Here is a 14,374-nt window from a genome sequence, read left to right as displayed (position 1 = left end):
AGGCTAGTTACTAAATAAGTTGTCACATACTCTGATCAAAGTGCATGATAACGGTATCGGGATTTCGGAGAAGGCCCGGCAATATATCTTTGAGAAGTTTGAGCGTGCTTCAGCTTTCAAGCGTTCCAGACTTGGTAAAGTTGCCGGTTTTGGGTTGGGATTGAATTATGTCTATCAGGTTATGGATGCCCATGATGGCAGCGTGACAGTGAATAGCGTTGAAAAAGAGTTTAGTGAGTTTACGCTGTATGTACCCTTAAAAGCGTAGAACATGATGCTGATTGGATTAATGACCTACTCGTCGGCAAAACCTTCCCTTTCGTAGATTTTATTTTCAGATGTTCTTTCTCTCCATTACATTTGCATCAGAATAAAAAACTGACGCGGAATGAAAGATAACAGAATATGGTGTTTGTTGGCTGTCTGCCTGATATGCAGCGTGGTCTTTGTACAGGAGCAAGAAAAGAAACAATTGCCCCTGTAAAGTGGCAGGGAATGCGCCAGCCACAAGAACCGCCTCAACCGCAGGATCATCCTCAAAAACCAAATGTGTAGAGACTCTCTCTAAATAGCGTTTTTTCATGTATTATTGACTGTGCCGTTCCACCCCCGTGAGGGGAGGGAACGGCTTTTTTTAGTCCTATCTATTCATAGATAGATTTCTTTTCTTCTTTTTTCTTGTTCACATTATGAAGGACCTTTTTGATCTGTTCGAATGAAAGCTCTTCTTCCGGATGGAATGCGCTGCTTCCCATGTACTTCAATAGGCTGTAACGTAATTGCCGGGATACCGGACGGGAATCGAGGTCTTTTATCAAGTCCGAGCTGCACACCAGCAATTTTCCGTTTCCAACTTTTGCCTCGAACAGCAAACCCAAGTTCCGGTTCTTATAGAAGTTGTCAACCATTCTTATGATGGGCTGCATGTTGTTCTTCAGACTATCGAGTTCCATAGTTGTTGCATTCTTGCAGATATCCCACCATTGCCAGTTGCTGTGCATTTCGGTCGGGAAATCAGCCAGTGCGGGATGTGCCGGGTCGCAAAGGATGCCCATTGTTCCCGGTTGATTGGGGAAGTGAACAGGACTCCAGAATACTTGCACAAACTTACCTTCCAATCCGTTGATATCTTCTTGGGCAGGATTCAGTAGGACTTTCTTTCCTTGGTTGAGTGCTTTCTCTGCATCGGCAAAGCTTCGTGTGTAAGCAATTTCAGTACCAACCTCCGGCATTTCTTGCGGATATACCCAGATATTCCAGGAATTACGGTAGTCGGTACCTGCAAACTGAATGGATAAAGTGAGGCGGTCGGCCTTTGCTACCGGTTTCAAGGGGATGGATGCATTTCCCAATTTTAAGGCATTACCGATTGCTACTTCTTGTTTCTCCAGTTTTCCTTCTGCGATGGTGGAGCCTTTAGAATCTTTCAATATCCATTCCGGTTGGACATCATTCAGTGCCTTGTCACTGAAGTTGGCGGCTTCAAACTGAACTTCAAAAGTCTCATTGTTTATGTAGGTTGCTTTCTCAAACCGGGCCAAAGGAACTATCGGTGAACAGAATTGTCGGAACTCCTCAGGAGTGATTAATCCCTTGCTTTCCCAGAAAGCATCGATGATTCCGACAAGTGCTGTGCCCTGACCGGGGAAGTCGTGTAAATCCAATAACTGGAAGCCACTGAATCCGGGAGTTTTGAGTGCCCGTTCTATTTCTTCCTTATATAAGATGGCGGCAAGTTTTCCGCTGGCCATCAGGTTATCTTCGGCCAAGTACAGTCTTCCTTTCTTCTCAAGGTCTTTGGCTACCGCTTTAAAATTCAAAGGCAGTAGGTTGCCGGTGTATTTATCAATTTCTTTCAGGTTGGGGAATACGCTGTACTGCCCTATTTCATGCGTAATGAGTGGAACAGGTAAACCTTCTATTGCAGTGGAGAAATCTTTGTTGAAGCTTGCGGGCTGATCGTCAAAGATGCCCTGTCCGCGTACCCAGCCGTTCTTGGTCCATTGGCTAACCCAGAAGTCGTCGTTGGGCTCGGGCCAACTGCCATGCCCGGGTTCAAACGTGAATGTAGTGGTCATATACAAGTGCCGTTTATCCTCTTGCTTGATAGTGGTGAGCAGCTTATCCATCACACTGAAATCTCCCTGCAACTCGTTACCCAAACTCCAGAAACAGAAGGAAGGATGATTGCCATACTCTTTCATGATGCGTTTGGCTTCATCATACAGGAAATCTACAGTTTTCGGGTCTTCTCCCACATTAAGTGCCCATAAAGGTAATTCTATCTGAAGGTAAAAGCCCATTTTGTCTGCCACGTCAAAAGCTGCTTCCGGCGGACACCAAGAGTGGAAGCGTATGTGATTCAAACCGTAATTTCGGGCGGCATTGAAGACTTTCTCCCAACCGGCATTGTCCGTTGGAGGATAACCTTTCAGGGGGAAAATGCAACATTCCAGTGTACCTCTAAGGAAAAGTCTGCGGTCGTTGATTTGCAGAAGGGCCTCTTTATTGGTCAGTTTTCTCATACCGAATGTTTCACTTTTGGAGTCAGTCATGTTTCCGACTTCAAGAGTGGCGGTCGCTTCGTAGATGTTGGGGGTGAATTCATCCCATAACATGGCGTCTTCAACCGAGTATTCAAAGGTTGTTTCCATGCTGTTTATCTCTACTTCTCTCTCCGGAAGTTTATTCCCTTTCGGGTCTTTCACGGATAGCCGGAGCTTTCCGGACACAAGAGCCGTATCATCGCTCCCTATTTTTACAGTGACATTAACCGTCTGATTGTCAATATTGGGAGTTAAACGTAGTTCTTCAATCCGGACTTTATCTTTGGCAGTCAGCGCAATCTTACCTAAGATGCCGTTCCAAATGGTCTGGGTATCATTGGTGTAGGCATGTGCCAGGTTTCTGATGGAGATATCATGCTGTCTGCGGTTGTCGATGCGGATGGCAATCACGTTGTTCTCTCCCGGAACAAGATATTTGCCCAAGTTGAAATAATGCGGGGTGGTAAGACTTTCATTAAATCCTTCTACTTGCATTCCGTTAATCCATACTTGAGAGTTCCAGATGACACGTTCCAAGGTGAGAATTATATCTTTATCTTTCCATTCTTCGGGAACAGAGATTTCTTTTCTGTACCATGCAGGACCCAGATAATCGAACTTCCGTTTCAGATTCAGGAAGATTTCTTTTTCCATAACAGGCTCAAGGGCACAGGGAGTGCCATAACCGGCATCACAAAGTGTTCCGGGAAGGAGAATCCGGTCAGAAAAGGATTCTGCATACCACTTTTCGGAGATTCCTTTATCCAGGCTGTCCAGCGCCACTTCCCATTCTCCTGACAGGTCAATTTCTTGCATTGGCTGTTTGCAGGAACTCATAAACAGGGCGATTATGCCCCAGGCAATTAAAAGTCTACTTATTTTCATGATATCAAATTAAAATTTCCATTCAGTTCTTATCTTAAAGTTTTTATCCTTGATTCGTATAATGAGAGGATAGCAGAAAGGCGAATCATACTTTGCCAGTACACTTCCGTTGCCCGGCGGAATTCCGGGGGCTTCTCCGGTGATGACTTCAAAATCTTGTTTGTCAGGCATATGAATAACCAAACTCGCATTTCCTACTTTGCAACTTATAGGGAATGACTGTTTCCTGATAACCGCGTCTTTTATGTAACTGTAAGCCGGTGAGTCATTCAGATTTATTGATTCTCCGGCTTGGCTGAATACGGGCTTTTCTGTGAGTATCAATACATAATCGTAAAGATGCTCATCGTCCGATAGTGCTGTATATATATCTGTGAGTTTGTCTTTCTTCAACACCAGTTTCCTGTTCATCCTTACTCCGGGATAGGCCTCCGGTGCTTCGGCAAGCACTTCTCCACCATCTTTGCGGACTTTGAAAGAGAGCAGCTTGCCTGTTGATTCGCTCTGGTCTTTTGCATCTACGCTCAGTGTGCTATGTGACAGCGTTTTCCGATACCATTGGGTAAAGGCTGGTACGCCGTAGGCACATGTCTCCATATCGGAGACTATTTCTTTGTCGCCATTATGAACAGAGATAGAGAGTTTGTCCGGATGTCCGTGTCCGCCTCCATGTGGGCCATACTTGATGACGACGGTTCTTGCGTCTGACCTGAGTACGGCATATCCGGTATTCTCAAAGTGTACGGACGGCCAGGAAGGTATTGACCTGGTTTGGGGTATCTCGATGCAGTTTTCTAGTGCTTCGGCTGCTGTTCTTGAAGTATACCGGTAGCATTGTTGCAACACATTCATAAAGAACGGATCATTGTTATAGCGTTGGTAAGCTATTTCGTATAAACTGATCTGGGCTATCAGGGATTCACCATACCATCCGTCGTTATGTGCGGGGAAATATAAATCGGCATAGGCTCCGGCTGCCGGAGCAGCCAACATCTTATATAACTTTTCATCGTACAGGTTGATATTCCGGCAGCGTACGGCATCAGCTGACAGGATGATGGCATGCAGCGGATAATAATGGTAAGTGGGCGAACCTTCACCCCACCAGCCGTCATTGTAAACGTAGCGTTCCATTTGTGCGTGATAACCACATTCCGGATCATTGAGTGCTGTGTTGATGATACTGTCGTCTTGTAAAGCTATTCCCAAAGCTATCAGTCCGCTATTGTGCCATACTTGCCAGTTGGCAGTGCCTCTTCTTTTCAGTAAGAGTTGCGAGCAGGGAATCAGGTAGCCTTTTTCTATTTCTTTTATTTCTTCCGGTGTCATGATTGGTTTTGCCACCATATATGCCCTGCAAGCGTCACTGGCCCATGCGGACTCATCAAGGCTTTGCCCGAACATCTTTCCTCCCCAGGGACCGACTTTTCTGGCCGTGTCGTGCTCGAGGTATGTGAGGTATTTCGATGCATAATCCAGCATCATGTTCCGGATATATTCCGCATAGACTCTTTCTTCTGTTGCGAGATAAAGATACATACAGTTACGTAGATAGCTGTAATTATGAGTATGCGCCACATTTACCCATGCCCAATCATAACGCTTATTTCCTGTCCAATAATGCTTGCATTGTGAACAGTAATGTGCTTCCGGCTTATTCCAGTCAAATGAAAAACGTACTTTGTGTTCGGGACAAAAATAATCGTGTATATGTCCTCCTTCCAGTAAAGGTACGGTTAGGGGATATTCTCGCCGGGCTTCCACGGTATCTTTCAGTGATTCTATAATGCTCTTTCCCCATTCCGTTTTTGCGGCTGAGCGTATTTGGCTGATATCGCTTTCAGTGAAGAAATAATATCCGTTTTGCGCTGAAAGCAGGCAAGGGATAAAGAGCAGTGCGAGTAAAAGTCTATTTCTCATTTTGTATGCTTTAAGTATTTGACATATTCGGTTGCAGCTAGCAGGAAAGCCCCCGTACCATACACTTCTGTGTCGTTCATATCTACCTTCTTCGGGTCAGCTCCTATTGGTTGTACATAACCTATCTTGCCGTCTTCGTGTACGACGGAAACCAATGCATTCCATGCCTTTTCTGCGATAGGCAGATATTCTTCTTTTTCAAGATATCCATGATTAAGGCCCCAAAACAAGCTATATGTGAAGAAACCTGATGCACTGGCTTCCGGCATGGGATAGGAAGTTATGTCCAGTAGAGAAGAGTGCCAGAAGCCTTGTTTATCCTGAAGCTTAGATATCTTTTTCATCATTTGCCTGAAAAGGCTGATATAGAAAGTGCGTGAGGGATGTTGGGCAGACATGTGGTCGATGATGAAGGTCAGTGCTCCCGTCACCCAGCCGTTTCCTCGTCCCCAAAATACTTTCTCCCCATTTTGTTCACGCATGTTGATGTATCGGGTATCTCTGAAAAACAAACTGTCGGTAGCAGAGTAGAGACTGTCATAAGTGATTCGGAACTCTTTATCCATGAACTCAAAATACTTTGGTTCTCCTGTTGTTTTTCCGATGCGTGCAAAAGAAGTCGGAGCCATAAACAAGGCATCGCACCAGCACCAGCGGGAATGTGAACCGTCAGCGTAATAGCTCAGGCTGTTGTGTCTGGGGTTGGCAATGAGAGTGTCCAAGGTCTCAACGGATTTTTTGATCATGTGTGGTTCCTTGTATTTATTGAATAACATGGCATAAGGTTGGATGATACAGATATCATCGGCGAAATAGATGCTGGGGCCAGTCTGCCATTGATTTTTTTCGCCTATGGTGAGCAGAAAATCCCAGTATTTGGGGTCATCAGACATCTCCGCCCATTCTGCCATGCCGATATACATGGTCGCGTTAGTCCATGCCCAGTAGGCATGCGAATTTGCCCATCGGGAGCCTTTCCGTACTTGATTTTCAAAATTCATCAGTTGCCAGTCGGCTACCTTTTTCATGATCTTCATGGTTTGCTTTTGGTGGTATTCGTTCCATTTCGCCTCATCGAAGAAATAATTCAAGATAAGCCCGGCCACCACATGATGCCCTTTTTCATTGGGGTGATTGCTTTGGCTCATGTACATTTTCAAATCTTCTCCATTCTTCCTTTTCTCCTTGAAGGTTGCATAGCTGTCTATCAGTCCTGTTTTATAGTCGTGGGCTAAATGACGTATCTGGCGGCTATGTTGTTCAAGCGGAGAATTATCATCCGATATATCTTCGGTCAGATCGGGCGTTGGGGTGAGTAAGATGACTTTGATATGCTGTTTTTGCGCTTCTTTTATCATTTTCTCCCAGGCTTTCTGTGCTCTTTCTAATCCGATGCTACGGTCATTTAAAGCATAATCTATGAATAAGACGTCCGGGTGGTGGGGCAGAACCTCTTGTCTGAACCGTTTGGCACCTTGTTCGGCATTTTCACCGCCGATGGATGTGGTGATAGAGTTGACCACTGCGTATGGATACATTTCTTTGACGGCTTCCAGAACTTGGTGGGGATAAGCCTGAAGTGTTTTTACATTAGGTGTGTTGGCATAGCCGGAAGGGACACTGTGGCCATGAAATACAAGGTTTACAGTTCTGTTATCCGGCCATTTCTTTTGCAGTTCTTGGCGGATTTGCGTGAATTCGGAGGGTTGACTGGTCTGTGCCATGACATCAAACCCTAACAATGTGCATAATAGTAAATACAGATATTTCATATTCTTTTATTTTTGTTTTTTCTCTGTTTTCAAATAGTTTAATAAACTGTGGAAAAGTGCCTTAACTTCCGGTTCGTCAGCTATTGCAAACAAGTCGGAAGAACATACTAATGCTTTTGTTCCCGGTAATTGGTATATCAACCCTAGCTTATGATTTCGTTCGAAATTGTCGATTACCTGTACAATCGGGTAATAATCTTTTGGCATTTCATTTAGTATTATAGGGCTGGATTTCTTTATAATATTCCACCATTGCCAGTTAGAGTGGAAATCCGTTGGAAAAGAATTGAAAATGCCATGTTCCGGATTTTCAATTAGCAATCCCAGTGTTCCGGGAGAAGACTCTTTCCCAAGGCTTTTGGTTACATTGTTAAAGACTTTGTAGTTCCAGAAATCACTTATGAAAAGTCCTCCTACTGATTGGCCTTTGATATCCTTTTCTTTGGGGATATATAAAACCGGTTTTTCTCCTTGATATAATTTTGCGAAGACTTTACTATCGCGGGTCACGGTTACTCCGTCTATGACTCCTTCTCTTATTTTATCATAACGGGGATATACCCATATATTCCATGAATTGTGGTAAGACGTATTTTTTAGGGCAATGCGGAAAGTCAGCTTTTGGGATTCCTTTATGTGGTTAAGTGGTATATGTAAACTTTTGAAAGTTGATAATCGGCCTTGCGGAATGGCTGCATTTCCGATATCTTCTGAATAAAGAATTCCTCCATCTTCGGTAGACAATGTGCATGATATGATTTTGTCCTTTATATCGGACTGTCCATAGTTGGTAATCTGGACTTCTGTAACAAATGTTTCGTCCGTGTTCCAGCAGTATTTGGAAAAACGGGCCAATGGTACTATGTCGTTACAGAATTCATTCCATTTTTCTGTGGAGATAACATTCTTGGATTCCAAAAATGCATCAAGAATGCCTACAAGAGCAGTGCCTTGTCCCGGATAATCTTGCAAATCAAGCAATTGAAAACCACCAAACTGCGGAGTACGGAGAGACATTTCGATTTCTTCTCTGTAGCATAATGCTGCCAATGCGCCCGATGCTTTCAGAAAATCTTTTGCTTTAGCATCCATACCGGTATTTTCCAACCTTTTCTTGAATACCATGAAATTTAGCGGACGCAATACTCCTGTATATTTGTCTATTTCCTCGAAATTAGGATATACCTGATATTGGCCGGTTTCGTGTCCTATTACCGGCTTGTCCATGTTTTGTATGGCTGTTGCAAAGTTACGCTTGGTGTTGGGGGCATTGCAATTAATTATACCTCCCTGATTGGAATCGGCAAAAGAGAAAGAGCCACGCAAGTCTGTACTGTTATTGTCAGTCGCTTTTCCGTGCCGCATAGCAACGAAGAAATCTTCTACTGGATGGGGTTGAGGATTCCAGTAATGATTGTTGGTTCCCAAAATATAGAGATGGCGTTTATCATATTGCTTCAACTCTTTCACTATACTTGCCATTATAGCGGTGTCTCCCTCAAGCTCATTGCCTAAACTGAACATGGCAAATGAAGGGTGATTCCCATATGCTTGAATGATTCTCTTCCCTTCCTGTTTCATATAGGAGATGAGGGTAGTGTCCTTTTCTTGATATGTTCCCCATAAAGGAAGTTCGGGCTGAAGGAATATACCTGTTTCATCAGCGGCGTAGAAGGCTGCCTGGGGAGGTGTCCATGAATGGAAACGTACATGATTGATGCCATAGGAACGGATGGTTTCGAAGTATCGTTTCCAATCATTGATGTCCATGCTTGGATATCCGGTCAACGGGAAAACTCCGCCTTCGTTTTTCCCGCGTAAAAAGATTACTCTTTCATTGTTGATGAATTGTGTTCCTGCTGTTTTGAAGTCTCTTAATCCGGTCTGAACATATCGTGAGTCATAATTGGGTATCTCTATCCGGAAGTTATACAGGTAGGGGGTGTATTCATCCCATAACTGCGGAACGGGGATTCTAACTTTTACTGTATGCTCGGATTTGCCTTGAGGAATAGATGCATTGACTACTTCTTCTGCCACCTTGCTGTTTTCGGAATCCATAACTGCTATTTTTATTCCTTTGCTTGTTTCCTCTAAATAATTAAAGAGGGATACCGTTATGAGGCAGTTACCATCGGATGGACTGTCTATTCGTATTTGCTGGATACAGATGTCCGGTAGTTTTCTTAAGTGGAAGTCACCGAGAATACCGTTCCAATTGCTCTGGGTATGTTCAGAGTATGCATGGGAGCCACCCAATGGAAGTAGGCTTTTTGTATTGTCTATTTTGATTCTGATATTGTTTTTGCCGGTTTTAAGCAGCGAATCAATTATATATATATGTGGCGTGGATACACTGTTCCGGCTTCCTAGAAATGTTCCGTTGATAAATACTTCGGAAACCTTTGTTCTTTCCATGAACAACTCTATAGGATGATTTTGCCATGAATCCGGAATTTCAATATCTTTTTCATACCATGCTGCTCCCTGATAACTATAGGTTTCAGTCAGGGTATTGGTTGCAGAATCTTTGGGCTGACAACCCACTTTGTTTTCGGCAAGAGAGCCCGGAAGCATTACCTTGCATTGTATGGAATCTATCTTTACTTCCCATTCACCGGACAAATCTATTATTGATTCTGTCGGCGTACAGGAAAACATCAATAATGCAACGCAGGAAAGTTTCAAAATCTTCTTCATTTTAGTGCCTCCTTCCAATTGCCTGAATAATATGCTTTATCCAATCGTTTTCGCATTTTAGTATCTTTATTCAGCTCTGCCAGATGGCAAAGGTCTTTATAAATATAGAAATTAAGCCAATATCCGTATGAATATCGTTCGAACGGAGTGTGGGGTTGTTTCCAGAATGCGTACCAGCTTGTATTCAGGTTATATTGTCCTGCTACTTCTATGGCATCTTGTCCTCGTTTCCATATTTCATTTGTACATATATCAAATAATGCTTGGGTATCTTCATATTTCATCTTGGAGGTATCATAAATCATCCCCGAATCATCGATACCCAGTTCGGGCAAAGATACACGTTCTTCAAAGATTCTGTCTCCGTCAAGGTCATATTCTATCAGATCGAAAAATCCATTGTTATCAGTATCCGTGTACTTGACTGTTGCGAAAGACTCCGGGTCTTTGTGTAAACGTTGCTCTTTTTCTCCCGGGGGATATAATCCGCCGTATCCCTGAAAGCATTTTGCATTTTGGTCAATGCGCCAGGCGCCCCATTCAGCACCGAAAAGATGTATCTTTCCGTCGATGGGGGAGAGGTACAGTTTTCCTTTTCCGGAGTTATCTTGGTCGAACTCTCCACGGTCACCGGCAGCATCCGCTTGCTTGTGGCTATCGAGTCCGCCTTGTGCGGTACCTACTTTGAAAAGGTCGTATGGATAGTAGAACTCTACACGCTCCCAACGGTTGCAGTCGTCGTCCTCATCAAAGACAAACCAGCAGTAATCCCACTCCCCTTTTCGGAAAATCATATCGTAAGCCACTTTCTCGTCCGGATAGATAAGTTCGGACATTTGTCGCCAACGTGGATCATAGATATATCTGTCAGCTTCCGGAAGCCCGCGCAGGTTTTTAAATTTATGTATCTGATCAGAGTAATCGAATCCTTTTCCATAGAAATGAACAGTCATATCAAAATCGAACTCGTTGCCCTGCCCGTTATCATTATCCACATCCCAAGAGATACTTGCCCAGGGAATGCGGCCGCTATACACAACATCTATTTCATCAGATACTTTTCTGAATATTTCATGGGGATTGTCCCCGTTACAGGGACGGACGTGTGGGATATCCATCAGGCGGACAGACATTTCTGTCAGGTTATCATTGTCGTGGTCGTAGAAAATGAAAGGGTTTTCGCAGTTGAAGCGAGTGTCGGCAACTCTGAAACTGGATGAATGCATTTTCAGCAATAATGTGTTCCCATGATAATCCTGAAAGAAGTTTGAATGACCACTATGCTCCCAGCATAGAGGGAGTAGTTGGTTCCAGTCGATGAAACTTTTGATATCATCTTTCTCAATATCTATAACAATAATGAAATCAGAGTCCCAGTCATAGCCGCAACGAGCATCGGCACTGCCGTTATAAATAACCAATTGCATATCGGCTATTCCATCTTCGTCTGTGTCTACCCAATCTATGCAGAGATCTTTCGGACCACCGAAGATACCGTCTTTATTCAGGTCTATCAGTAGGCAATCATTATCTGTATCACCTTCCAAGTCACCATATCGCATATCTCCGTCGTCATCAATCCACATGACGGGAATGCTGTCGAGGATGAAAGCACGGATGATATCCGGCGTACCGTCTCCCGTGAGATCTTCATAAGTGAGTCCGGTCTTGTCTGCCACCAATGGAAAACGCCATGGAGTGAGTTGAGTGTGCTCATTCCAGTATTTCTGCTGGGCATATAAATTATATGTCACGGCTGAAAAAAGGATCAACAATATCAAAGGGATATTCTTGTGTTTCATGGCTGAATAAATATTCTGTCAATCATTTCGTTAGTAAGGGCCACTTCCGGAGAAAAATCAGATGAATTAAGGTAGCTTATCAGACTGTAATACATCTGCCGTGCAACAGGGCTATGAGCCATAATCCGGTCAAAGGCGATAGAAGTAACCATTAGTTTTCCTTTACCCACCTTAGCTTCAAAAATTAGGCCTATCTTTCGATTGTTGTTCCAATCTGGAATAATCTGCACTAAGGGTTTAAATTCATAAGTAGTATGATCAAGCAACATCGGTTTCGAATTACGCACCAAGTCGAACCATTGCCAGTTTGAATGTTCTTCTGTTGGAAAATGTCTGAATAAGGCATGTCCGGGATTACATAAAATACCTAAAGTGTTTGGAGGTGTACCGGACCAAACTGCATTCCAGGATATGCTGGAAAAACAAGGGGGCACGTCAGATTTTACTTGGGCAGTATCAGCAAGCAGCAATACCGTTCCTCCTTTTTGCAAATAATGTTTGACTTTATTGTTCCATTCTCTGGTCAACATTACTTTTTTTTCTGATATTTCCGGTAACTTGTCTGGGTAAACCCATATAGCCCAGTTATTGGAAAATGAGGTGTTTCTGATTTCCATCTTCAATACCATCTTCGTAGCTTGACAAATCCCGGTCAGAGGAATAGAAATTTTTCCCAAATCAGTAATGCCACCATTCGGAATATCCAGTTTAAAGGAACCGTCTTTATAAATGCTGCCGTCCAGATATTCGAGTTTCCAGTCCACTATCGCTCCCTTCAATTCTTCTTTTAAGAAATTAACCATTTGGGCATCTCCTTCAAAAGTCTCATTTTGAGTCCATACCAATTTATCAGTACGTAATAAAGGAAGACAAGGACTTTGTATCTGTTTGAATGTTTGGGCATCCACATAAGGCTTAGCGTCATAGAAAACATCAACAACTCCGACTGGTGAAGTACCCTGGCCAGGGAAGTCGTTTAGTTGAAGTAAATGATAGCCTCCGAAACCAGGGGTACGGAAATAAGATTCAAATTCTTCCTTTTTTTGAAGAACTTGGAACTTGCCTGAAGCGATATGAAAATCATGAGCCTGATCAAGCATTTTTTTATTACGGAGATCTTCTCTAAATAGCTCATAGTTATAAGGTTTTAAAACCCCTATATATTTAGATATTTGGTTAAAATCAGGATAAGCACACCATTGTCCTATCTCATGAGTTACCATAGGTATTGAGAATTTTTTTACATAATCTATGTAATCATATCTTGTGTTTAATGGCTGCGAGTTAAAACGTCCTTTCAGACCTTCCTGCCAGCGCTGTGGACGAGCACCATAAAAATCGAAAAAATCACTTCCTCCCACTGTGGGATAACCAGATGCAGCCACATAAAGATGACGTGAGTCTTTCTTCCATTCAGTTAGCATTTCTTTTAGAAAATCAACACAACCTTTTCCAACTAATTCATTGCCTTCGCAAAAGAAGGCAAAAGACGGATGATTTCCATATTCCTTAAAAATGCGTTGAGCTTCATCTAAATAGAAAGCATTGGTTGCCTCATCTTCCCCTACCGTAAAACGCCAGTCCGAGTTTTCGACTTGTAAATACAAGCCCAGTTCATCCGCAACTTGAAATGCGGACTCAGGGGGACACCAAGAATGAAAACGAATGCAGTTCAATCCGTAATCTTTATAGACATTCATTACCTTTTTCCACTCTTCATAACCCATCGGAGGATAACCGGTAATGGGGAACTCGCAGGAATTTACAGCACCGCGAATAAATGTAGGAATATCATTTATCGTGAAATGCGTACCTTTTGTTCCAAAGTCACGAATACCAAACTTTATTTTTCGCACATCACTCTTACCGCAACACTTTATCTCGTATTCAATTTTATACAGATTGGGCTCAAATTCATCCCAAGTGTATAGCTTATCTCCCAAATCATAGTAATGTACCAAGTGTATTAAAGAATCCGAACTATCAAAAGTTGTATTTTTCTCCTTTAGATGCAAATCCTGAGAATCATTCAAGAAGTGACAATTTATCCGTATATCGCCTTTAACCGGCAGGTTACTATAGTTTGCAATCTGCGCCACAATCTTTAGCCTTTTTTCTTTTTGTAAAGGATATATCTGCACATCAGCAATATGTACCTTACTCACAGCCTGAATCTCCATACGTCCAATAATGCCATTCCAATTAGTCTGTGTTTCAGCACTGATGGCATGTGTATAGGCTATATCGTGGATGTTTCCATTATCTACCCTGATACGAACAGTATTCCAGTCTCCAAACTTCACACAAGAAGTTATATCATACAAATGTGGCGTAGAAAGACTTTCCTCTTTTCCGACAAATTTTCCATTAATCCACACTTGGCTTTCCCAATGTACTCGTTCCAAAAACAGAAAAAGTTGTTGGTCTTTCCAAGATTCAGGAATAAATATATTTTCTTTCTCATACCAAGCAGCTCCACTATATTCAAACATGCGAGTAAGCCGAAGCGAACTCATATCTTGCGTTTTGAATCCTTTTCCAGCTTGGTCTGTAGACCCCGGCAGAGTTATTTCTTCTGGAAACTTAGATACAAAATTGCTTCCTTTTACCGGAATACTAATATTCAAAGGATCTAATTTGAAGTTCCAGATACCAGCTAATGAAATATGATCTTTTGACGTTTCATTCTGTGCGTGTACTGAAAGCAGACAAAAGCAACTTAATATGAGAAAGAAAATATTACGCATAG

General features: G+C 42.7%; 7 protein-coding genes and 1 pseudogene. 1 reads left to right on the top strand and 7 read right to left on the bottom strand.

Annotated features, from left to right (window positions below; translation table 11 throughout):
• Positions 1-25 precede the first annotated feature (25 nt).
• Positions 26-268, top strand: a pseudogene (locus tag BUC01_RS00295) (sensor histidine kinase); the annotation flags it as partial.
• A gap of 66 nt (positions 269-334) precedes the next feature.
• Here the strand turns inward: BUC01_RS00295 and BUC01_RS00290 are convergent.
• From BUC01_RS00290 to BUC01_RS00260, 7 genes are all read right to left on the bottom strand, one after another.
• On the bottom strand, positions 335-583 hold the full coding sequence (locus BUC01_RS00290) for a hypothetical protein (RefSeq protein WP_139261776.1): 249 nt from the start codon (positions 581-583) through the stop codon (positions 335-337).
• A gap of 61 nt (positions 584-644) precedes the next feature.
• Positions 645-3,431 (bottom strand): glycoside hydrolase family 2 protein, encoded by a 2,787-nt coding sequence (locus BUC01_RS00285; RefSeq protein ID WP_025831030.1) that lies wholly within the window; start codon positions 3,429-3,431, stop codon positions 645-647.
• 9 nt (positions 3,432-3,440) lie between these two features.
• The gene (locus BUC01_RS00280) at positions 3,441-5,351 is read right to left on the bottom strand and encodes a heparinase II/III domain-containing protein (protein ID WP_073312369.1); all 1,911 of its coding nucleotides are present in this window, start codon (positions 5,349-5,351) and stop codon (positions 3,441-3,443) included.
• On the bottom strand, positions 5,348-7,123 hold the full coding sequence (locus BUC01_RS00275; protein WP_025831029.1) for a glycoside hydrolase family 88 protein: 1,776 nt from the start codon (positions 7,121-7,123) through the stop codon (positions 5,348-5,350). The genes BUC01_RS00280 and BUC01_RS00275 overlap by 4 nt, the downstream gene beginning before the upstream one ends.
• A gap of 6 nt (positions 7,124-7,129) precedes the next feature.
• Positions 7,130-9,823 (bottom strand): glycoside hydrolase family 2 TIM barrel-domain containing protein, encoded by a 2,694-nt coding sequence (locus BUC01_RS00270; protein ID WP_139261775.1) that lies wholly within the window; start codon positions 9,821-9,823, stop codon positions 7,130-7,132.
• Positions 9,820-11,625: a hypothetical protein gene (locus BUC01_RS00265; protein ID WP_025831028.1), complete on the bottom strand. Its 1,806-nt coding sequence runs from the start codon at positions 11,623-11,625 to the stop codon at positions 9,820-9,822. The genes BUC01_RS00270 and BUC01_RS00265 overlap by 4 nt, the downstream gene beginning before the upstream one ends.
• Complete coding sequence (locus BUC01_RS00260; RefSeq protein ID WP_025831027.1) at positions 11,622-14,372, bottom strand: sugar-binding domain-containing protein; 2,751 nt, start codon at positions 14,370-14,372, stop codon at positions 11,622-11,624. The genes BUC01_RS00265 and BUC01_RS00260 overlap by 4 nt, the downstream gene beginning before the upstream one ends.
• Between the last annotated feature and the right edge of the window lie 2 nt (positions 14,373-14,374).

The organism is Bacteroides stercorirosoris, assembly GCF_900142015.1.
Classification (GTDB): domain Bacteria; phylum Bacteroidota; class Bacteroidia; order Bacteroidales; family Bacteroidaceae; genus Bacteroides; species Bacteroides stercorirosoris.
Note: the sequence above shows the minus strand (reverse complement) of the source record. Positions and strands in the feature narration are given on the sequence as shown.